Source organism: Arthrobacter sp. SAFR-044 (assembly GCF_059414985.1).
The window spans coordinates 80,319-102,448 of the sequence record NZ_JBPFDN010000002.1 but is presented as its reverse complement, the minus strand read 5'-3'; the positions used below and the strand labels follow the sequence as shown (position 1 = coordinate 102,448).

The 22,130-nt window shown below is 67.4% G+C and carries 17 protein-coding genes; 13 read left to right on the top strand and 4 right to left on the bottom strand.

Annotated features, from left to right (window positions below; translation table 11 throughout):
- Window positions 1–36: 36 nt before the first annotated feature.
- The 10 genes from hemE to hemL all read left to right on the top strand — a co-directional run bounded on the left by hemE (window position 37) and on the right by hemL (window position 11,113).
- Window positions 37–1,131 carry a uroporphyrinogen decarboxylase gene (gene hemE / locus ACR65J_RS03165; protein WP_440166013.1) on the top strand — a complete coding sequence of 365 codons (1,095 nt, stop codon included), beginning with the start codon at window positions 37–39 and terminating at the stop codon, window positions 1,129–1,131.
- A gap of 3 nt (window positions 1,132–1,134) precedes the next feature.
- A complete protein-coding gene (gene hemG / locus ACR65J_RS03160; protein ID WP_440166011.1) occupies window positions 1,135–2,583 on the top strand; it encodes a protoporphyrinogen oxidase in 1,449 nt (482 codons plus the stop codon).
- A 287-nt stretch (window positions 2,584–2,870) separates the two neighbouring features.
- A complete protein-coding gene (locus ACR65J_RS03155) occupies window positions 2,871–3,707 on the top strand; it encodes a hypothetical protein (protein ID WP_440166009.1) in 837 nt (278 codons plus the stop codon).
- 108 nt (window positions 3,708–3,815) lie between these two features.
- A complete protein-coding gene (gene hemQ, locus ACR65J_RS03150) occupies window positions 3,816–4,517 on the top strand; it encodes a hydrogen peroxide-dependent heme synthase (RefSeq protein ID WP_440166007.1) in 702 nt (233 codons plus the stop codon).
- A complete protein-coding gene (locus tag ACR65J_RS03145; RefSeq protein WP_440166005.1) occupies window positions 4,514–5,758 on the top strand; it encodes a ferrochelatase in 1,245 nt (414 codons plus the stop codon). The genes hemQ and ACR65J_RS03145 overlap by 4 nt, the downstream gene beginning before the upstream one ends.
- On the top strand, window positions 5,755–6,753 hold the full coding sequence (gene hemC, locus ACR65J_RS03140; protein ID WP_440166003.1) for a hydroxymethylbilane synthase: 999 nt from the start codon (window positions 5,755–5,757) through the stop codon (window positions 6,751–6,753). The genes ACR65J_RS03145 and hemC overlap by 4 nt, the downstream gene beginning before the upstream one ends.
- Before the next feature lie 8 nt (window positions 6,754–6,761).
- A complete protein-coding gene (locus tag ACR65J_RS03135; RefSeq protein ID WP_440166001.1) occupies window positions 6,762–7,640 on the top strand; it encodes a uroporphyrinogen-III synthase in 879 nt (292 codons plus the stop codon).
- A 53-nt stretch (window positions 7,641–7,693) separates the two neighbouring features.
- Window positions 7,694–8,677 carry a porphobilinogen synthase gene (hemB, locus tag ACR65J_RS03130; protein ID WP_440165999.1) on the top strand — a complete coding sequence of 328 codons (984 nt, stop codon included), beginning with the start codon at window positions 7,694–7,696 and terminating at the stop codon, window positions 8,675–8,677.
- Window positions 8,674–9,747, top strand: coding sequence for an LLM class flavin-dependent oxidoreductase (locus ACR65J_RS03125; protein WP_440165997.1), 1,074 nt, complete (start codon window positions 8,674–8,676; stop codon window positions 9,745–9,747). Before hemB ends, ACR65J_RS03125 begins: the two co-directional genes overlap by 4 nt.
- Window positions 9,748–9,781: 34 nt before the next feature.
- Window positions 9,782–11,113, top strand: a complete 1,332-nt coding sequence (gene hemL / locus ACR65J_RS03120) for a glutamate-1-semialdehyde 2,1-aminomutase (RefSeq protein WP_440165995.1) — start codon at window positions 9,782–9,784, stop codon at window positions 11,111–11,113.
- Window positions 11,114–11,256: 143 nt separating this feature from the next.
- On the opposite strand, the gene ACR65J_RS03115 is transcribed toward hemL, so the two are convergent.
- The 4 genes from ACR65J_RS03115 to ACR65J_RS03100 form a co-directional block, all read right to left on the bottom strand.
- Window positions 11,257–11,994 (bottom strand): amino acid ABC transporter ATP-binding protein, encoded by a 738-nt coding sequence (locus ACR65J_RS03115; RefSeq protein WP_440165993.1) that lies wholly within the window; start codon window positions 11,992–11,994, stop codon window positions 11,257–11,259.
- Window positions 11,991–12,755: an amino acid ABC transporter permease gene (locus ACR65J_RS03110; RefSeq protein ID WP_440165991.1), complete on the bottom strand. Its 765-nt coding sequence runs from the start codon at window positions 12,753–12,755 to the stop codon at window positions 11,991–11,993. The genes ACR65J_RS03115 and ACR65J_RS03110 overlap by 4 nt, the downstream gene beginning before the upstream one ends.
- A 33-nt stretch (window positions 12,756–12,788) precedes the next feature.
- Window positions 12,789–13,739 carry a substrate-binding periplasmic protein gene (locus tag ACR65J_RS03105; protein ID WP_440165989.1) on the bottom strand — a complete coding sequence of 317 codons (951 nt, stop codon included), beginning with the start codon at window positions 13,737–13,739 and terminating at the stop codon, window positions 12,789–12,791.
- A 327-nt stretch (window positions 13,740–14,066) separates the two neighbouring features.
- Window positions 14,067–14,777: a 3'-5' exonuclease gene (locus tag ACR65J_RS03100; protein WP_440165988.1), complete on the bottom strand. Its 711-nt coding sequence runs from the start codon at window positions 14,775–14,777 to the stop codon at window positions 14,067–14,069.
- 63 nt (window positions 14,778–14,840) lie between these two features.
- On the opposite strand from ACR65J_RS03100, the gene ACR65J_RS03095 reads away from it, so the two are divergent.
- The 3 genes from ACR65J_RS03095 to ACR65J_RS03085 all read left to right on the top strand — a co-directional run bounded on the left by ACR65J_RS03095 (window position 14,841) and on the right by ACR65J_RS03085 (window position 22,116).
- Complete coding sequence (locus tag ACR65J_RS03095) at window positions 14,841–15,257, top strand: MGMT family protein (protein ID WP_440165986.1); 417 nt, start codon at window positions 14,841–14,843, stop codon at window positions 15,255–15,257.
- A 107-nt stretch (window positions 15,258–15,364) separates the two neighbouring features.
- The gene (locus ACR65J_RS03090; RefSeq protein ID WP_440166647.1) at window positions 15,365–18,586 is read left to right on the top strand and encodes an ATP-dependent helicase; all 3,222 of its coding nucleotides are present in this window, start codon (window positions 15,365–15,367) and stop codon (window positions 18,584–18,586) included.
- Window positions 18,583–22,116: an ATP-dependent helicase gene (locus tag ACR65J_RS03085; protein WP_440165984.1), complete on the top strand. Its 3,534-nt coding sequence runs from the start codon at window positions 18,583–18,585 to the stop codon at window positions 22,114–22,116. Before ACR65J_RS03090 ends, ACR65J_RS03085 begins: the two co-directional genes overlap by 4 nt.
- The last annotated feature ends 14 nt before the right edge of the window (window positions 22,117–22,130 follow it).

Below are 22,130 nucleotides of genomic sequence, written 5' to 3'. Positions count from 1 at the left end.
TATCTTTTGCAGCTCTTTTTGGGCACAATCAAAAGCATGACTCCTAGCCCTGCCGTCTCCGCTGCCGGCACCCTCGCCGCAGACCATCCACTGATGGACGGCCGCACAGCGGACTCCCCGCTGATCACGGCCTACCGGGGCGGCAAGCCCTCCCGCCGTCCCGTCTGGTTCATGCGGCAAGCGGGCCGGTCGCTGCCCGAGTACCTCAAGGTGCGCGAGGGAATCGCCATGCTGGACTCCTGCCTCCGGCCGGAGCTTGCCTCTGAAATCACGCTCCAGCCCGTCCGCCGCCATGACGTGGACGCCGGCATCTTCTTCTCCGACATCGTCATCCCGCTGAAGCTTGCCGGGGTGGGCGTGGACATCGTTCCCGGGGTGGGGCCGGTCCTTGACAAGCCTGTGCGCACCGCGGCCGATGTTGCCGCCCTGCCGCAGCTCACATGGGAGGCCCTGGAACCCATCCGCGAAGCCGTCCGGCTCACGGTGGCCGAACTGGGCAAAACGCCCCTGATCGGTTTTGCCGGTGCGCCGTTCACCCTGGCCGCCTACATGGTGGAAGGAAAGCCGTCCCGCGACCACCTGGGCCCCCGGACCATGATGCACGCGGACCCGGAAACATGGAACGCACTGGCTAACTGGGCTGCCGACGCCTCCGGCATGTTCCTCCAGGCCCAGCTGGAGGCCGGCGCCTCCGCCGCGCAGCTCTTCGACTCCTGGGCCGGCTCGCTGGGACTGGCGGACTACACCAAATATGTTGCCCCGGCGTCGGCCCGTGCCCTGGACCATGTCCGCCACCTGGGTGCCCCGCTGATCCACTTCGGAACAGGCACGTCCGAACTCCTCGTTGCCATGCGCGACGTGGGCGTGGACGTGGTGGGCGTTGACTACCGGCTGCCGCTGGACGAGGCAAACCGCCGGCTGGGGGGCACCGTTCCGTTGCAGGGAAACATTGATCCCGCGCTGCTGGCAGCACCCTGGGACATCCTGGAGGCACACGTGCGCGAGGTCATCGCCGCCGGTTCCACCGCCCCGGGCCACGTCCTGAACCTGGGGCATGGAGTACCGCCCGAAACGGACCCTGGCGTCCTGACCCGGGTAGTGGAGCTCATCCACTCCATCTCGCCGGAGTAACCCGTGGGCAGCTCCCCGGCACAGCACGGCACGGCGCTGGTGGTGGGCGGCGGAATCTCCGGGCTGCTCTCCGCCCGGGAACTCTCCGCCGCCGGTTATGAGGTGACCGTCCTGGAGGCCGGGACGGCTTGGGGTGGCTGTGTTGGCAGCCATACAGTGGCCGGACTCACCCTGGACAGCGGGGCCGAGTCCTTCGCCACCAGGTCCGACGCCGTAGCCCGGCTCTGCACGGAACTCGGGCTCGGGGGGAAGATCGTTCCTCCGCGGTCCGGGGGTGCATGGGTGCAGCTACCGGACGGGCCCCGCGAGCTGCCCAGAACCGGAGTCCTGGGCATCCCCGCCAACCCCTGGGACCCTGAGGTCCGGCGCACCCTGGGCACATTCGGCTCGCTGCGTGCCTCCCTGGACCGGCTGCTGCCCGCCTCCATAGGTGCCGGCGCCGGCGTCACCAGCGTCTCCGCGCTGGTGAGGGCGCGCATGGGTTCGCGCGTGCTGGAACGGCTGGTCTCCCCGGTGGTGGGCGGCGTCCATTCCGCCGACCCCGGCCTGCTCGACGTCGACATGGTGGCTCCCGGCCTCCGTGCCGGCCTGCGCAGGCACGGTTCCCTCGCTGCCGCGGTTTCGGCACAGCGGCGCGGCGCCGGCATGGCTGCCAAAGCCAAGGCGCCCCAACCTGCAAAGGCCGGGTCCGCCGTCGCGGGTCTCGAAGGCGGCATGCACATCCTCGTGGATGCCCTGGTGGCGGACCTCCAGCGCCGGGGCGTCACCCTTGTGTTGGACGCTGCCGCCACCTCGGTTTCCCGCACCCCGGACGGATGGCGCGTCGAGGCGTCCAGGGCCGCCTTTCACGCGGCTCTGCTGGTCATGGCCGTGGAGGGCCCGGCCGCCGTCGAACTCCTGGAAGGTGCTGTCCCTGCCATCGCAGGGAAAAAGCCGGCGTCCGGGCCCGACGTCAAGCTGGTCACGCTGGTCCTGGACAAACCTGACCTGGACCGGCGGCCGCGTGGAACGGGAGTCCTGGTGGCCCCGCAAACGCCGGGGATCCAGGCCAAGGCGCTGACGCATGCCACGGGTAAATGGGATTGGCTGACTGAGGCTGCCGGTCCGGGGCGCCATGTGGTGCGTCTTTCCTACGGCCGGGTGGACGGTGCTTCGGCCCAGGGTACCGGCCCCGAAACGGATGATGAGCTGTTCGCCGCCGCGCTGCGCGATGCGTCTTCGCTGTTGGGCGTGCAGATCACGGCGGAGGACGTGCGGGGCTGGGACGTGGTTCGCTGGCGCGGAGCCCTGCCGTTCGCCGCCGTGGGTCACCGGGCACGGGCAGCGGAGATCCGGCAGGCCTGCAGTGCTGCGGGCGGCCTGGCCGTGGTGGGCGGATGGGTCGCCGGGAACGGGTTGGCCGCTGTGGTGGCCGACACACGTGAGCAAATCGGCCAACTGACTCCTGCCTGAGCATTGCTGCTGGTCAGCGCGGTTTTAACTGGTGCGCAGCCGTGTATGGAACACGCCCGCGCCGTGCTTTCCGGTTTTCAATCGGACAACCGTTCTGGTTAGGGTCGATGACTATGGTTCAACACAGGTCCGAGCTTTCACTTTCCCGGACCGGTATCCATGGGGGACTCCGGCGCGGCACCGCAGCAGCGGCCGTCGGAGCGATACTGGTTCTTTCCACCGGCGTCCAGGCGTCCTTGGCTGACGACACGGTCCCCCCTCCGCAGGATCCACCAGCACAAGGATCCGTGGCCGCAAGCGCCGCGGCATTTGGACTGTCCACGGCCGCCCGCCAGAGCGCTCCCGAACCGCACGGTGCCAAGGGGAACGGTGGATCCGGACGTGAGGGGGATGGCGGCCAGGGGGCCGACGAACCTCCTGCCGGCCCTGCGGCCACCCGTGCCCCGCGCACGCCGTGGTCAGTTCTTCCGGTGCCTGGTTCCTTGCTTCCGGCCATCGATGCTTCCGCGTCGGCGGGGACCACGTCCACTCCCGCGCCCTCTCCGACGTCCTCCGGGACGCCACTGGCACCTGGCCCGCGAACCACAGCCGCCGCTACTCCGGTCGGCTCCCCGTCCACGGACCGGCCAGAGCCTCCCACTGCGTCCGGGCCCTCCACGGCCTCAGCCACTGCCCCCGCCGGCACTTCGACGGCGGCAGGCACGCCGGCGGCGGCCAGCGTCCCCTCCGCCGGTGGGATGGCAGTAGCAGCCCCGGAAGGTTCTGCTCCAACCTCCGCCCCAACGCAGGTGGCCATGCCAGGGTCCGGCCCCGCGGGCGGAGCCATCGATCCGGGCAGCACGGAATCCGGCGGCAATGCGGGCGGCGCGGCGGCCCCGTGGCCGGCGAGCGGTGCGGACGCCGCGCCGGCCCCCGTCCTGCCAACGTCACTGTCCATCAATGCGCGGCAGTCCCTGCCCACCCGCGCACCGCAGGCCGCCGGCGCCCCGGCAGGCCCCGGACGGGCTGTGTCCTCCACCGAACCACTGCCGGACGTGCCCGATGCCATGATCTGGCTGGGCGCAGGCCTGGTTGGCGTGGGTGCCGCTGCCGGGCTGGTGTTCCTGCGCCTGCGCCGCCCGTAGGGGGCGCACGGTGGCCTGCTGCACGAAAAACGTGACTTTGCTCACTTCTACGGCTTGTAGAACTCTTCGGTTTCGCCTTGGGGGCAGGGAAGGGGCAAACTTGTAACCATGAGCCACACTTCTGCCGAATCTGTCACTAAAACCGAAGAATCAGCCGAGCAGTTCTTTACCCTCTGGACGGTTTTCAAGCGGTCAGAGTCAGTGGTCCGCAGTGCGGATGCCGCCGCCGACTTCGAAGCGCTGCTGGAGCGGCTCGCCGCCGCCGGCGTCACCCACCGGGGCAGCTACGACGTCTCAGCCATGCGCGCCGACGCCGACGTCATGGTGTGGCTCCACGGACCCAAGCCGGAAGCGCTGCAGCAGGCCATCCGCGACATCCGCCGCAGCACCCTTTTTGCCGGCACCGAGATCGTCTGGTCCGCCATGGGTGTCCACCGCGAGGCCGAGTTCGCCAAGAACCACACCCCCGCCTACTCCCGTGGTGTCGCTCCGGCGGAGTGGCTCTGCGTGTACCCGTTCGTGCGCTCCTACGAGTGGTACCTCCTGCCGGACGCCGAGCGCGGCAAGATGCTCCGCGACCACGGCCTGCTGGGACGTGACTTCCCGCAGGTCATTTCCAACACCGTTTCCTCCTTCGCCCTTGGCGACTGGGAGTGGATCCTGGGCCTGGAAGCGCCGGAACTGGTGGACCTCGTGGACCTGATGCGGCACCTCCGCTCAACCGAGGCGCGCAACCACGTGCGCGAGGAAATCCCGTTCTACACCGGACGCCGTATCTCCGCAGACGAGGTTGCCGAGGTCCTCGCGTGAGCCCGGAGCAGCAGGCCGCCACGGCCGTCAACCCGGTAACCGAAGCCGGACGCCTGGCGCCCAAGAATTACGACGCCGTCCTGCTGGCCTCCTTCGGCGGCCCGGAAGGCCAGGAGGACGTCATCCCGTTCCTCCGCAACGTGACCCGGGGCCGGGGGATCCCGGACGAGCGGCTTGAGGAAGTCTCCCACCACTACCGCGCCAATGGCGGCGTCAGCCCCATCAACCAGCAGAACCGCGAGCTGAAGGCTGCGCTGGAAGCCGAATTGGCTGCCCGCGGCATTGAGCTGCCCGTGCTGTGGGGCAACCGCAACTGGGCGCCGTACATCCCGCAGACCCTGCAGGAAGCGTACGACGCCGGCCACCGGCGGGTGCTGATGCTCACCACGAGTGCCTACTCCTGTTACTCCAGCTGCCGCCAGTACCGCGAGGACATCGGCATGGCGCTGACGGAGACGGGCCTGGACGGCAAACTCGAAGTGGACAAGGTCCGGCAGTACTTCGACCACCCCGGTTTCGTGGAGCCGTTCGTGGAGGGAACCGCTGCCGGCCTGTCCAACGTTCGCGCCAAGCTCGCTGAAGCGGGCAGCCCGGACGCCCCCATCCACATCCTGTTCGCCACCCACTCCATCCCCACACGCGACGCCGAGGCTGCGGGCCGGTCCGAGGGTGAACCGCGCGAGTTCGAGGAAGGCTCCGCCTACGTTGCCCAGCACCTCGCCAACGCAGCAGCCGTAATTGAGCGGGTCCAGAACGAATCCGGGCTGACCGCACCGTGGTCCCTGGTGTACCAGTCCCGTTCCGGTGCCCCGCACGTGCCGTGGCTGGAACCGGACATCAACGACGCCATCGAGGAACTGGCCGGCCAGGGCGTCAAGGGCATCGTGATCGTTCCGCTCGGCTTCGTCAGCGACCACATGGAAGTTGTCTGGGACCTGGACACCGAAGCGATGGAAACCTGCGCCAACCTGGGCCTTGCCGCCACCCGTGTCCCCACCCCCGGTACGCACCGGAAGTTCGTTGGCGGCCTGGTGGACCTCATCTGCGAGCGGACGGTGGCCAACAACATCACCGACCGCCCTGCCTTGACGGATCTTGGCCCCTGGTATGACGTCTGCCGGCCGGGATGCTGCGCCAACTTCCGCGGCGAAAAGCCCACCATCGCAGGGGCCGACACCACTGTGGGCACCGGCCATGACCCGTACCCGTCCGGCAGTGCCGGCGAAACGGCCCGGCCGTGACAGTCCGGATCGGAACGCGCGCCAGCAAGCTGGCGCTCACCCAGACCCGGCAGACCGCGGACCAGCTGGCCGCCGTCGGAGGTTTCGCGGTGGAACTGGTGCACGTCCGCACTGACGGTGACGTCCTCACGGGGTCGCTGTCGCAGATGGGCGGCACCGGCGTCTTTGTTGCCGCCCTGCGCGACGCGCTGCTGCGCAATGAGTGCGACGTTGCCGTCCACTCGCTCAAGGACCTGCCCACAGGGGCTGCAGTAGGGCTGAGCCTCGCCGCCACTCCGCGCCGCGTGGACGTCCGCGACGTCCTGTGCGCCCGCGACGGACTGAAGCTGGCCGACCTGCCGGCCGGAGCCCGCGTTGGCACCGGTTCGCCACGGCGTGCAGCCCAGTTGCGTGCCGCCCGCGCGGACCTGGACATCGTGGACATCCGCGGCAACGTGGACACCCGCCTGGGCCGCGTTCCCGGGCTGCCGGGAAACTCCACCGACCAGGTGGTGCCGGGTAAGTCCTGCGACCTGGACGCAGTGGTGCTCGCGGCCGCCGGCCTGGAGCGGATCGGCCGCCTCGACGCGGTCTCCGAATACCTGGAAACCGACGTGATGCTGCCCGCAGCAGGACAAGGGTCACTGGCCATCGAGTGCCGGACGGCAGATGCCCCGGCCAAGGCCGGCTCCGCTGACGGCTCACGTGAGGTCCTGGCGCAGGCCCTCGCCGCGCTGGACGACCCCGACACCCGCCTTGCCGTCACGGCCGAACGCGCCCTGCTGGCCCGGCTCGAGGCAGGCTGCGCAGCTCCGGTGGGTGCCTACGCCTACCGGAAGGGCAGCATGCTGCATCTTGAAGCCGTGGTGTGTGCTGTGGATGGCACCGCCACCGTGCGGGACAAGCGCGCCACGGACGGATTGACCGAGGTCGGCGCCACCCTGCTGGGCATCGAACTGGCGGAGGTCCTCCTTGCCGCCGGAGCCGCCGACATCGCGGACCTGCAGGCGTCCTGAACCTGGCAATGATGCAGCCCTCCAGCAGATCCGGATCCCAAGAACCGGCCGGTGGCATGCCGCTTGGCGGGGTCCGGGTCCTGATTACGCGCAGCCCGGAACGATCGGGAGCCCTGGTGGAGGCATTGAAGGCAGCCGGTGCCCAGCCTGTGCTGCTCCCGCTCATCGACTTCGAGAGGGCGCCGGACCAGCACGCGCTGGACGTCGCCTGCGACGCGCTGGCCGCGGGCGCCTTCGACTGGCTGGTGGTCAGCAGCGCCACAACAGTGCACGTCCTGATGGAAAAGGCTGCCGAACGCGGCCTCCGCCTGGACCAACTGGTTCCTTCGGGGACGCGGATCGCCGCCGTCGGTCCCGCGACGCGCCGGCTGCTGGAGGCGGGCGGCCTTACGGTGGAGCTGACGCCGCCCGGAGAGCAGTCGGCTGCCGGCCTGCTTGCCGTCTGGTCCTGCGGCGGCAGGATCCTGCTGCCGCAGGCGGACATCGCAGCCGGAACACTGGCGGCGGGACTGGAAGCGGCAGGCACCGTCACCGCCGTGACTGCCTACCGCACCGTCGACTACCCGGCGGCAGCGGAACGGAGGCTTGCCGTGCAGGCGGAGGACGGCGACGCCGGTCCCCAGCCGCCGTCGTACTCCCTCCTGACGCCGGAAACCGCAGCCGCGGACATCGCCGCAGGACGTATAGCCGCGGTGATCGCCGCCTCGCCCAGCGCCGCGCGGCGCATCGCTGCCCTCGGGCCGATCGCGGGCTGCCGGCTCATCGCCATTGGCCGTTCGACGGCGGACGAGGCCGCTGGCCTGGGCCTTGAGGTCGCTGAGGTGGCGGCAGAGCCCACACCGGACGGGCTGGTGGCCGCCGTCGCGAAGGCCCTCAACCCGCCCTGACGGTGACCAGCAGCGCTTCCCCAGCTTCATAATCAACGCGAAGGACAGGATCCATGACTTTCCCCAACCAACGCCCCCGCCGCCTGCGCACCACCCCCGCCATGCGCCGGCTGACCGCCGAAACCCGGTTGTCCCCGGCCGAACTCATCCTTCCGGCCTTCATCAGGGAGGGCCTCACCGAGCCCAACCCCATCACCTCCATGCCCGGCGTGGTCCAGCACACCACCGACACCCTGAAGCGGGCCGCCGCCGAGGCCGTTGAGCTCGGCCTGGGCGGCATCATGCTCTTCGGCATCCCGGAAACCCGCGACGCCGAAGGCACCGCGTCGCTGGACCCCAAGGGCGTGCTGAACAAGGCCATCCGGGACGTCCGCGCGGAAGTGGGCGATGACCTGGTGATCATGAGCGATGTCTGCCTGGACGAATTCACCGACCACGGCCACTGCGGCGTGCTCGACGCCGACGGTTACGTGGACAACGACCGCACCGTGGAGATCTACGCCAGGATGGCCGTTGCCCAGGCAGAGGCAGGTGCCCACATGCTGGGCCCTTCCGGCATGATGGACGGCCAGATCGCCGCCATCCGCTCAGCCCTGGATGAGGCCGGCCACGTCAACACCTCCGTTATCGCCTACTCCGCGAAGTACGCCTCCGCGTTCTACGGGCCGTTCCGTGAAGCGGTGGACTCCCAGCTCAGGGGCGACCGGCGGACCTACCAGATGGATGCGGGCAACCGCACCGAAGCCCTGCGCGAGGTGGAACTGGACCTTGCCGAGGGTGCAGACATCATCATGGTCAAGCCGGCCATGAGCTACCTGGACATCGTGGCGGACGTCGCCGCGATGAGCCCGGTGCCCGTATCCGCGTACCAGATCTCCGGCGAATACGCCATGATCGAAGCCGCCGCCGCCAACGGATGGATCGACCGCCGGGCCGCCATCACCGAATCCGTACTGGGCATCCGGCGGGCAGGAGCCCACACGGTGCTCACCTACTGGGCCGCCGAACTGGCCGGCTGGCTGACGGAAACACGGTGACCGACCCTTCCGCGTCACCAACCGCACCGGTGGGGGAGGACCGAATCCTCCTCGGCCTTAACACCTTCGGCGATGTTGGGGAGAACCCGGACGGCAGCCCGCAGCCGCACGCCCTGGTCCTGCGCCAGCTGCTGGAGCAGGCGGAACTGGCGGACGCCGTCGGACTCCATGCCTTTGGCGTGGGGGAGCACCACCGCAAGGACTACGCAGTGTCCGCGCCGGAGGTCTTCCTGGCTGCCGCCGCGGCGCGCACATCCCGCATCCGGCTGGGCTCCGCGGTGACGGTCCTCAGCTCCGACGATCCCATCAGGGTGTTCCAGCGCTTCTCCACCGTGGACGCCATCTCCAATGGCCGGGCCGAAGTGATGCTCGGGCGCGGATCCTTCGTGGAATCCTTCCCGCTGTTCGGGCTGGACCTTGCCGACTACGAGGTCCTGTTCGAGGAAAAACTCGAGCTGTTCAGCAAGGTCCGGGCGCAAAAGCCCGTGCACTGGGAGGGGCGCACGCGTCCCGCCCTGCACGGGTTGAGCGTCTATCCGCCCCTGGAGCACCACCTGCTGCCCACGTGGATCGGCGTGGGCGGCACGCCGGAATCCGTGCTGCGCTGCGCCGAGTACGGGTACCCGATTATTTTCGCGATCATCGGCGGCCAGCCACGGGGGTTCCGGCCCCTGGCCGACCTCTACCGGGAGGCGATGGGCAAGTACGGCCACCCCATGCAGCAGGTGGCCACACATTCGCCCGGCCATGTTGCCGACACGGATGAGCAGGCACGGGAAGAGCTGTTCCCGCACTGGCTTGCCCTGCGGAACAAGCTTGGTGCCGAGCGCGGGTGGGGTCCGGCCGGCCGGGGCGAATTCGACGCACTGTGTTCCGCCGAAGGCGCACTGTACGTGGGATCACCCGAGACCGTGGCCCGGAAAATCGTCCGGCTGAAGCGGAACCTCGGCGTGGACCGGTTCGACCTGAAATACAGCAACGGTCCGCTGCCACACTCCGCCATGATGCGCTCCATCGAACTGATGGGCACCGCGGTGGCCCCGCGCGTTGCCGAACTGCTCGCCGGCTGACTGAGCTTGCCGGCCAACTGAGAGAATAGGAACCATGACTTCCAGCAATCCTCGCAACGAGGCACTCTTCGACCGCGCCCGCCAGCTGATGCCGGGCGGCGTTAACTCGCCGGTGCGGGCCTTTGGCTCTGTGGGCGGGACGCCGCGCTTCATGGTCTCCGCCAAGGGACCGTACCTGACGGATGCCGATGGCAAAGAATACGTTGACCTGGTCTGCTCCTGGGGCCCGGCCTTGTTGGGACACGCCCACCCTGCCGTGCTGGATGCGGTCCACGCGGCCGTTGACCGTGGGCTCTCCTTTGGCGCGTCCACCCCGGACGAGGCCAACCTGGCGGAGATCGTGCAGGAGCGCGTCCCCGCCGTCGAACGCCTTCGGATGGTGTCCACGGGCACCGAGGCCACCATGACCGCCGTCCGGCTGGCCCGCGGATTCACCGGGCGCAACCTCATCATCAAGTTCGCCGGCTGCTACCACGGCCACCTGGACGGACTGCTGGCTGCGGCAGGCTCCGGCCTGGCAACCCTTGCCCTGCCCGGCTCCGCCGGTGTCACGGAAGCAACCGCCGCGGAGACCCTGGTGCTGCCCTACAACGACCTCGCTGCCGTCAAGGAAGCCTTCGCTGTGCACGGCCCCAATATCGCTGCCGTCATCACCGAGGCCGCGCCGGCGAACATGGGCGTGGTCACCCCTGCCGAGGGATTCAACCTCGGCCTCTCAAAGATCACCCGCGAGCATGGCGCGCTCCTCATCGTCGATGAGGTCCTGACCGGCTTCCGGACTGGTTACTCGGGCTACTGGGGCCTCACCGGGGGCGCGCCGGATGCCCAGGACCCGTGGACGCCTGACCTGCTGACGTTCGGCAAGGTCATCGGCGGTGGAATGCCGACGGCGGCCCTCGGCGGCCGCGCCGACGTCATGGACTACCTGGCGCCCACCGGCCCCGTCTACCAGGCGGGCACCTTGTCAGGAAACCCGGTGGCCATGGCCGCCGGCGTTGCCACCCTGACCCACGCCACCCGCGACGTCTACTCGTTCATCGACGTCCGTTCCCTGGAACTTTCCTCCGCCGTCTCCAACGCGCTGGATTCCGCAGGAGTGGACCACTCGATCCAGTTCGCCGGAAACCTCTTCTCGGTGGCCTTCGGAACCTCAGCCCACGGCGTCCACAACTACGCCGACGCCCAGGCTCAGGAGGCGTTCCGTTACGCGCCGTTCTTCCACTCGATGCTCGACTCCGGGGTCTACCTGCCGCCGTCGGTCTTCGAGGCCTGGTTCCTCTCCGCCGCGCACGACGACGACGCGATGAACCGGGTCTACGATGCACTGCCGGCCGCGGCGAAGGCGGCCGCAGCCGCCCAGGGCTAGCTCCGCCGTCGTGCTTCCCCGCGAGATGGCACTTAAGGCCAATTCCCTTCCGTGGGACTGTCCTTAAATGCCATCTCGCGGGGCTGGACGCAGAAATCCCCGGCTGCAGCTGCAGCCGGGGATTTCTTTTACTGCCTCAGGCGTCAGAGGACGTCCGAGAGGAAGTCCTTGAGCCGGTCAGTCTTTGGCGCGGTGAAGAGCTGCTCCGGCGGCCCGGACTCCACCACTACGCCGGCATCCATGAACGTCACGGCGTCGGAGACGTTGCGGGAGAAGCCCATTTCGTGGGTCACCACCACCATGGTCATGCCGCCCTTGGCGAGGTCCGTCATCAGGGCCAGGACCCCCTTGACCAATTCGGGGTCCAGGGCAGAGGTTGCCTCGTCGAAGAACATGACCTCAGGCTTCATGGCCAGCGCACGGGCGATGGCCACGCGCTGCTGCTGGCCGCCGGAAAGGTTGGCCGGGCGGGAATCGGCCTTGTGCTTCAGGCCCACCAGGTCCAGCTGTTCCAGTGCCTCGCTGCGCGCTTCCTCCTTGGAGAGCTTGCGCAGCTTACGCAGGGCCAGCGAGACGTTTTCCTCAACCGTCTTGTGGGGGAACAGGTTGAACTGCTGGAACACCATGCCGATCCGGCGGCGGAGTTCGTCGGGATTGTCCTTCAGGACGGAGCGGCCATCCAGCAGGATGTCCCCCTGCTCGGGTTCGATCAGCCGGTTCATGACCCGCAGCAGGGTGGACTTTCCCGAACCCGACGGGCCTATGACCGACGCCGTGGTGCCCTGGGGAACGTGCAGGTCGATTCCCCGCAGCACATGGTTGCTGCCGAAGGAAAGGTGGATGTTCTTGGCGCTCAGCGTTCCTGACGCGAAACCGGTCATGCCTGGGCTCCCTTTCCAACGACGGCCGCGGCGTCGTCCGGTTCTTTCTTTTCGGGCCGGCCGCTGCGCAGCCGGGCGTCGATGTAGTTGACCAGGTGAGTGAGCGGGATGGTCATGGCCAGGTAGAATATGGCAGCTGCCACGTATGGCGACAGGTTACCGCTGCGGGCGGCGGCGTCTTGGCCGATTTGGAACAGTTCCCGTTCCGTGGCCAGCAAGCCCAAGGTGAAGACCAATGAGGAATCCTTGATCAGCGCAATAAACTGGTTCATGAGGGCAGGAAGCACGCGGCGGATGCCTTGGGGAACCACCACCAAGCGCATGGACGCACCGTAGCCGAATCCCAGGGCGCGTGACGCCTCGAGCTGCCCCTTGTCTACGCTCTGAATGCCGGAACGGAAGATTTCACCCGTGTACGCGGCGGCCATGAGCGACAGAGCCGCAACGCCCATGGGGTAGGGGCTGTTGCTGCCCGTCATCTCGCGGAATATTGGTCCGAATCCAAGGCCGATGACCAGGATGGTGAGGACGGCCGGGAGTCCACGAAATACGTCTGTGTACACCCGGGCGGCCCACCGTGCCACAGGATTCCGCGAAATTCCCATGAGAGCCAGGACCAGGCCGGCGAAGGCCCCGATGAGTCCCGAAGTGATCGCAAGGACCAACGTATTGGGCAGGCCCACAGCGAACATGCTTGGCAGAACCTCAGCGATCTTCTCCCAGTCAAGGAAGGTCTCTCCGAGTCGTGTCAGGAAATCCATATGGCGTCGCTATCTTTTCTGGGTAGCCGGTGTCTACTTCGCTGGGATCTTGACGGCCTTGCTGCCCGGCTTCCAACCCTCGGGGGTCTGCTCGGCAGCCGTCGGGCGGTCCGTGTACCACTCGGCAGTCAGCTTGGACCAGGTGCCATCGGCAACGATGGCATCAAGGGCCGAATTCAGCGCTTCGAGCAGGGCAGGGTTGTCCTTGGCAACGGCGTAAGCGGTGAAATTCTGGGTGTTGAGCTTCTTCTCGGCGATTTTCGTGCCGTCACCCGGCTTGACCTGGCCGGTTGCCTGCTGGGACGGAGACACCCAGGCGTCGACTTGGCCGCTCTTCAGGCTGGCGAAAACGGTGTTGTAGTCGGGGAAGGAAACAGGCTCAATGTTCAGGGTGTTCTTGACGTAGTCTTCCTGAACACTGCCGCTAACGACGCCAATGCGGAGGCCGCTCTTCAGTTCCGCGAATGTCTGGACCTTGGCGTCTTCTTTGGTCACGAGGGCCATGTAACCGAAGTCATAACCATTGGTGAAGGCAACCGTTTCACGGCGGGCGTCCGTGGTGGAAATCGAGGAGGATCCCACATCGAACTGCTTGTTCTTTACCTGGCTGAGAAGCGCCTGGAACTTGGTGGAGGCGAACTCGACCTTGAGCCCCAGCTTGTCAGCCATCGCCCGCAGAAGCTCATTATCGTAGCCAGTGAACTTGCCCGAGGAATCAACGAAGATATTGGGCGGGGCGTCTGACAACGTTCCCACGCGCAGGGTGCCCTCGGTGATGAGGCCGAGCTTGCTCTTATCAATCTTGTCGAGGGGGGTGACGTCGGCGGTGGTGTACTTGTCCAGCGTCTGCTGGTCACTGCCCTTCAGGGCGTCCGTGGGGGAGCCGCTGGGCTGTGAAGACCCGCCACCGCAGGCTGCGAGGGAAACCGCGAGGGCCAGTGCAACGGGAGCGGTAGTGAGCCACTTCATCGCTTTGATTTTCATCAGGTTGTCACTTTCATATGAGGCATAAGTCGACCGGGCCGCAAGGCAGCGCTGTGGCGCCTGGCACCTGCCCGGCGCTGGTCCAGCTGTCCGGGGCAGGGGTGACCGCAAAACTTTATTGTCTCACTTGGGTGAATACCGGGGCTCAGGTGAAGAATCGGGACGTCATTCAGTCGCAAGGCGAAGGAAATTGCGTCAGACCGTCGTTAGGGCGGGCAGTTGGAGGTCCCACCCGCGGCTCAGGCGAATGATGCCCTTGTCGCGGCCCGGAACTTTGTTAAGCGACGTGACTGTGACATGTCTCCCAAAAGGGCGTATGCAGAAGCCCTAGAAACCAGCTGCCGTCGCGTCCTGCGGGGGCAGCACCGGCCAGTCTCCCTCGATCACGGCGGCCGGCTTCGTCTTGCGGAGGTATTCCTGGAAGTCCGATGCCTGGCTGACCGCCCAGTCCACCTGAAGCTGGTGCAGCTGGCTGGCCGGCATCATCAGCTTGGGGAACTTGCCTGCCATTGCATCCAACACCCTGAGGGTAGCCAGGGCGTCCGCTGCGGAGGTGTGCGCATTGTCCAGAACCACGCCGTACTCTTCGCACAGTGCGGTGAGCGTCCGCTTCCCCTTGCGGTAGCGGTCAACCTGCTTGTTCATGATGTAGGGATCCAGGACCGGGAAACGGGACAGCTGCGGAATCCCGTACCTTGCGGATTCGGCCGCGAGAACCGTGAAGTCGTAGCTCGCGTTAAATGCGATCACCGGGGTGCCGGAATCGAACAGTTCCTGCAGTACTGCGGCGACCTCACGCGTGACCTCATGGGCAGGGCGGCCGTCCCGCCTGGCCTGTTCTGTGGTGATGCCGTGGACGTCGCTTGCCTCCACGGGTATCTCCACGCCCGGATCGGCCAGCCACTCGTGCTCCTTGATGACCTCACCCTGGTGATCCACCACAGTAATCGAGGCCGTGACGATTCTCGCCGCGCGCGAATTGCGGCCGGTGGTTTCCAGGTCGAAGGCTGCTCGGGGGAGGGTGTTCCAGGAACTCATGCTTCAACGCTAAGGGGACCCACCGACAATTCCGTGGAGCGCCACTGACGATAGATTGGATCAATGCGGAATGAGTACGTCCAAGCCGTCCTGGCCGTCGTGAGGCTGGTGCCGGCAGGGACGGCCGTATCCTACGGTGACGTTGCCGAGCTCCTGGGTTCCGGCGGTCCACGCCAGGTAGGTTCCGTAATGAGCCATCATGGCGGCGGCGCCCCTTGGTGGCGCGTCCTGAAAGCCAATGGCCAGGCGCCCCACGGGCACGAAGCCGAGGCCCTGCTCCTTTACCTTGAGGAAGGTACTCCGCTGGTTGGCGACTACAGGTCTTACCTCCGTACCGGGGAGGGGCGGTGGCGGGTGGACTTGACCACCGCACGGTGGGCGCCGACGGAGAGTGATTTTGACGGCATCGACGCAGTCGCCGAGGAACTGGAGCGTCGGCTTCACAGGTTGTCGGTGCCTGATGATGGAATGGTTTTGTGACCGTAACAATTCCTTTGACCGGCCCCTGGGACCCGCACCGGCAAGAACCGGAAGCAGGGCGGAGGCCGGCTTCCCCCGCCACACGAGACCGGGAGGGCAACAGCGCCCTGCCGGCCGCCCCCGCCCTTCGGTTGCTCCCGCCCCGGCGGGTGCACGCGGAATCACTGCGGCTCACACCGGACCAGCAGGCAGCCGTTGACGTCGCCCAAGGCTCCGGACCAGTCCTGGTTCCAGGTGCGCCGGGCACGGGAAAGACCACCGTCCTCGTCGAGGCCGCCGTCCAGCGGGTTCTCCGCGACGGAGTGGACCCCGAACGCACCCTGATCCTTGCACCCACGCGTCTTGCCGCCGATTTCCTGCGGGACCGCTTCACTGCCCGGCTGGACAGGAGCCTCAGCACCACTCCGGCCAGGACTTGGGCGTCGTATGCATTCGACCTGATCCGCCGTGCCAAGGCCGAAGGTGTCATACCGCTGCCCAGGCCGCCGCGCCTTCTGTCAGGTCCCGAACAGGACCTCATCATCAAGGAACTCCTCGAGGGCCACAGGCTGCCGGGACTGGAACTGCCGTGGCCGTCGGATCTTGATGGCGCCCTGGAAACCAGGGGCTTCCGCCAGGAGGTGCGGCAACTCTTCGACCGCATCATCGAATCGGGCCGCACGGCTGAAGACCTTGCCCAGTTGGCGGATGCCTGCGGCCGGCCGGACTGGAAAGCCGCAGCAGCGCTCTACGCTGAATACCGGGACGTTCTGGACCTGCGGATGCCCGAAGCCTTCGACCCCGCCGGGATCATCACAGCTGCCCGGCAAATCTTCCAGGACGCACCGGAGTTCCTCGCTGCCGAACGTGCCAGGCTGGAGGTTGTCCTGGTGGACGATATCCAGGAAGCAAACCCCGCCATCTTCGAGTTGCTGGCGGATATCGCTGCCGGGCAGGACTGCTACGTGACGTCGTCCCCGGACACGGTGGTCCAGGGATTCCGGGGGGCCCGGCCCGATTTGGTGGCTGAACTGCCCCGGCTGTTGGCCGGCCGGCCGTCAGTCCTCGAGCGTCCGCTGTGGCATGCGCATGGCCTGGCGCCGGCGGTTGCAGAGGCATGGTTGAACGTCGCGGGCCGCATATCCCAGCGGGCAGGCGGGCAACTGGCCCGCCGCCTGCAACAGCCTGAACATGACGGCGGGCCCGGCAGCGTGGAGGCCCACCTGGTACCTACCCCAGTGCACGAGCTGCGGTACGTTGCCCAGCGGATCCTGGACCAGCACATAAACCACAACCGGGACCTGGCGGATATGGCCGTCATCGTGCGCAACGGCGGCCAAGTCAGTGAGCTGCAGCGCTATCTGTCCGGCCAGGGTATTCCCGTACGCGTGCCAGTGGCGGAATCCGCGGTCCGGGACGAAGTAGCTGTACGGCCGCTCCTGGATGCGTTCGCCATCGCACTGGATCCTGAGCTTCTGACTCCCGAAGCTGCGGTGTCCCTGCTCACCTCACGGATCGGGGGCGCTACCTCCATTGAGCTGCGCAGGCTCCGGCAGTCATTGCGGCGCGAGGAACTCCTCGGCGGCGGAGGCCGTGCCAGTGATGCGCTGCTGGTCCAGGCCCTGCTTGAACCCGGAGCGCTGGGTGCGTTGGGGATCGAGGGCCGCGCCGCACGGCGCACGGCGCGGATGATCCGTGCGGGGCGGGAGGCGGCCGGGCTGCCGGGCGCCAATGCCGAGTCGGTGCTCTGGGCACTCTGGGATTCAACGGGGCTGTCGTCGGCCTGGACAGAGACGGCTTTGTCAGGAGGACCCCATGGGTCCCGGGCCGACCGCGACCTGGACGCAATGATGGCGCTCTTCCATACGGCGGAACGCTATGTGGACCAGGTGCCGGGTGCTGGTCCAGAACAGTTCCTGGAGTACCTCCTTAACCAGGAGCTTCCCATGGACACCCTCGCTGCCCGAGCCCAGCTCGATGACGCTGTGGAGCTGATGACGCCGGCCAGTGCGGCGGGCCGGCAGTGGCCCGTGGTGATCATTGCGGGGCTGCAGGAGGGGGTATGGCCAAATACCAGGCTCCGCGGTGAACTGCTCGGCAGTACCCTGTACGCGGATGCGGTGGAACATGGCCCCGAGTATGCCCTCCAGCGTGATCCGCTGAGCCGGCTCCGGGATATCCGCTATGACGAACTGCGCAGCTTCTCCACGGCGGTGTCCAGGGCACGGGAACTGCTGGTCTGCACCGCGGTCTCATCGGAGGATGACCAGCCGTCGTCGTTCCTGGATTTTGTTGCACCGCTGGGGCCGGAGGATGAGGGCCGGGCTTTCACCCAGGTGGAACGGCCCATGACGCTGCGCGCCCTGGTTGCCGAGCTCCGGCAGCATGCCCAGCTCGACGGCGGCACACCGCAGGCTGCAGAAGCCGCCAGGGTTCTGGCGCATCTTGCCGCGGCCGAACCTGCCGTGGCCGGAGCACACCCCGACAGCTGGTGGGGGCTGGCCCCGTTGACCACCGCCGAGGCTGTGGTCCCGCCGGGCGGAACTGTGTCCGTGTCCCCGTCAAAGGTGGAGACGGTGCAAAAGTCGCCGTTGGACTGGTTTGTCCAGGCAGCAGGAGGGGAGCCTGCCACCGACTTCGCCCGGAGCCTGGGCACGTTGGTGCATGCGATCGCCCAGGACATGCCGGACGCCTCCGGATCCGAGTACGTGGCTGAACTCGTGCGGCGCTGGCCTGCGCTCGGCATGAAGGACAACTGGGAGGGCCGGCTGGACTTCCAGCGTGCGGAGGCAATGGTGCGGAAGCTGGCACACTATGTGCTGTCCATGAGGGGCGAAGGCCGCAGCCTGCTGGGTGTGGAGAAGGACTTCGAGGTGGCCCTTGGCCACGTGGTGGTCGATGAAGCCCCGCCGAGGGACGCGGTACTCCGCGGCCAGGTGGACCGGCTGGAAATCGATGGCGAAGGCCGGCTGGTGGTGGTGGACCTCAAGACCGGAAAAAGGCAGCCGGGCAAGGACGAGCTGTCCCGCCATCCGCAGCTTGGCGCCTACCAGGCAGCAGTGCTCGCCGGCGGGTTCGACGCCGGCTCCGGCGGCGGGCAGGGCCTGTCCGGCGGGGCGGTTCTGGCGCAGCTCGGGACCAGTGCAAAAAGCCCAGCCATCCAACAGCAGGAACCACTCGACCCGCAGGAGAACTGGGCAATGGACATGGTCAAGGAGGCCGCCGCCGTGATGGGTGGAAGTGAATTCACAGCGCGGCACGATCCCGCCAAGGGCAGCCATGGCGGCCATGGCTGCCGCCTCCCCGAGGTATGCCCGCTGTGTGTACGCGGACGTCAGGTGACCGAATGAGCGCGGCACTGCCTCTTGCTGACGCCGTCCCGGCCGTACGCTTCAGCCCGGAAGAACTCTCTGTGCTGCTCGGCGAAAAGAACACTCCCACGCCGGAGCAATCCGCCATCATCTCGTCCCCCTTGGCGCCGCGGCTGGTCATCGCCGGCGCTGGATCGGGAAAAACCGCCACAATGGCGGACCGGGTGGTATGGCTCGTGGCCAACGGATGGGTTACCCCTGAGGAAGTCCTGGGCGTGACCTTCACGCGGAAGGCTGCGGGCGAACTCGCCAGCAGGATCCGGTCAAAACTCCTGGCGCTGCAGCGTCTCGCCGCCAAGGACACCGGGCACGGCGTCTTTCCTGAGGGCCTGCCCAGCAGCGACGCCCTGGAGCCCAAGGTGTCCACCTACCACTCATTCGCCAGCGGCGTCGTTTCCGACTACGGGCTGCGGTTGGGCGTGGAGCGGGACGTGGTTCTGCTCGGCGGTGCGCAGGCCTGGCAGCTGGCCAGCGAGGTGGTTGAAGCCTACGACGGCGAATACCAGCACTTCCGCGCGGCCAAGTCCACCCTGGTGAAGGCCGTCATCCAGCTGGCCGGAGAATGCGCCGAGCACCTCCAGGAACCCGAAGATGTGGAAGCGTGGCTCATGGCGCGCCTGTCGGAATTTGAATCCCTGCCGTACCTGGTGGACAAGAAGAGGAACCCGCCGAAGGCGGCCTCGGATCTCGGCGGCATGCTGCGAACCAGGGCAAGCGTTGCCGACATGGTGGGCCGCTATGCCGCCGCCAAACGAGCCCGCGGGGCACTCGACTTCGGCGACCTTGTGGCCCTTGCTGCCAAAGTGGCGCAGGATGTTCCCCTGGCAGCCCAGATGGAGCGGCAACGGTACAAGGTGGTTCTGCTCGACGAATTCCAGGACACGTCGTATGCCCAGCTGGTGCTCTTTTCCCGCCTCTTTGGCGGCGGTCATGCCGTGACGGCGGTCGGCGACCCCAACCAGTCGATCTATGGTTTTCGGGGCGCTTCGGCAGGGCAGTTGTTCCACTTCGTTCGGGAGTTTCCCGTGCGCACCGGCGGATCGGAGGAAGGAGCCGGCTGGGCGCCCGCCCCAACCTCCTACCTGACCACTGCATGGCGGAACGGCCGGTCCATCCTCGCGGCGGCCAACGTCATGTCCCAATCCCTGGGCCGGACAGCTGCACACCATGGACCTGCCGGGAGCAGGCCAGCCGCTGCTGAAGTACCGCCGCTGCAGCCGAGCCCCTACGCAGTGGACGGAACTGTGGTGCTGGGGCGTTTCGCCAGCGACGTGGAGGAGGCTGCTGCGCTGGCTGATGATGTCCTGAAGTACCGGGTGACGGACTTTGAGCTGAAGCCGGACGGTACGGCTGAGCCCCCGGCGCTCGCCGTGCTGTGCCGCCGGCGGGCGCAGATGGAGCCGGTGCGGCGGCAGTTCGAAGCCCGGGGGATCCCCTACGAAATCGTGGGCCTTGGCGGGCTCCTGGACACCCCGGAGATCGTGGACCTGGTAGCCACATTGCGCGTCCTTGCCGATCCCGGCCGGTCTGATGCCCTCATGCGGCTTATCGCAGGAGCCCGGTGGCGGATAGGGCCGGCCGACCTCATGGCACTGCGTGACTGGTCCAGCCAGCTGGCACGAAGCCGGGGAAAGGCTGCGCAGGGGTTCGATAACGACATCGAGGACACCGACAGCGACGAAGCAGATGCCCCCATCCTCGAAGGTGACCTGACGGACGGGGCCAGCCTGGTGGAGGCCCTGGAATTCCTGCCGCGGGAAGGGTGGACCTCGTCGAATGGCCGCACGCTGGGCCCGGATGCGCGCAGCAGGCTGGCCAGGTTGTCAGCCGAGCTGCGGCAACTGCGCGGTTACCTCGGTGATGACCTCACCACGCTCCTGGGGGAGGTGGAACGGGCCATGCTGCTGGACATCGAAGTGGCAGCGCGGCCCGGAATCAGCATCCACCAGGCCCGCCGCAACCTCGATGCCTTCCAGGACGCGGCCGCAGGCTTCCTCCGTACCTCCCAGCGGGTGGACATCCTCGCTTTCCTGTCCTGGCTGGAGGCTGCGTCGGCGGAAGAAAACGGCCTGGAAGCGCCGGCCAGCGACGTAAACCGGGAAGCCGTGCAGCTGCTCACGGTGCATGCTTCGAAGGGCCTGGAGTGGGACGTTGTGTTTGTCCCGGGGATGAACGCGGGCGCTTTCCCCAGCGACCGGGACTCCCGCTGGAGCAGCGGCTCTGCTGCCCTGCCATGGCCCCTTCGCGGTGACCGGGCAGATCTGCCCCAGTGGGACCTCGACCAGCCGGACCAGAAAGGCTGGCTGGACGCGGAAAAAGATTACAAGGCCGGCGTCCAGGCCCACGGCGAGTCGGAGGAACGGAGGCTCGCTTATGTGGCCTACACCAGGGCCAAGCATGTCCTGTGGGTGTCCAGCGCAGCGTGGGTGGGATCACGCGCCGGACGCGCGGAGATGTCTCCGTTCCTTGCGGAGCTGGAAGCCCTGACGCATCCGGCCGACGGCGGAGCACCCGCGAATGCGGTGGTCCATCCGCTGTCGCTCGAGGAGGCAGCACTGCCTGACCGGAGCCCACTGACGCTGGAAATGGAGGAAGCCCGCTGGCCCTACGATCCCCTTGAAGGACCCGTGGACCCACGAACGGGTGAGCGCCTGCGGCTGGCCCCGGGGCGCAGGGGAGCCATGGAAGCGGCGGCGCAGCGGGTCCTCGGAATCCTGGGCACCGGCACTGGCACCGGCATCGGCACCGGCACTGGCCAGCTGGTCCGGGGGGAGCAGTCAGGGCCGGCAAGCAGTCCCCGGCAGGAAAGCAGTCCGTTGCCCGGCCTCACGGGGGCAGCGGCAGGCTGGGCACGCGAAGCTGCGCTGCTGCTGGAGCGAAGGGCAAGGAGGTCAAGTGGCCAGGACGTGCACCTGCCCACCCATATTTCAGCTTCCACCCTTGTTGACCTCGGAGACGACCCCCAGGCGGTGCTCGGCCGGCTGCGCCGCCCCGTGCCGCGGGAACCCGGCATGTCCGCGCGGAAGGGCACGGCTTTCCACGCCTGGGTGGAGGAGTATTTCGGCAGGGCCGGCATGCTGGACCTCGGCGAAGCCCCGGGTTCGGACGACCATATCGATGCTGCCTACGACCTGGATGAAATGGTGGCAACCTTCAAGGCTTCCCCTTGGGCTGACAGGTCACCGGCCTTCGTTGAGGTTCCAGTGGAAACCCGGGTTGGGGAAGTGGTGGTTCGCGGCCGGGTGGACGCCGTGTTCCAGGACGCCGATGGGCGATGGGACCTGGTGGACTGGAAGACCGGCCGCCGGCCATCCGCCGGGCAGCTGAAGACCCGCGCGACACAGTTGGCGGTCTACCGGCTGGCATGGGCGCGACTCAAGGATGTTCCCCTGGAGGACGTGCGGGCCGCATTCTTCTACGTTGCTGACAATGCAGTGGTCCGGCCGCACGACCTTGGGACCGCCGCCGAACTGGAAGGAATCGTTTCCGCTGCGCTTACCAGGCCTTGAGGCCGGCCCCAGAT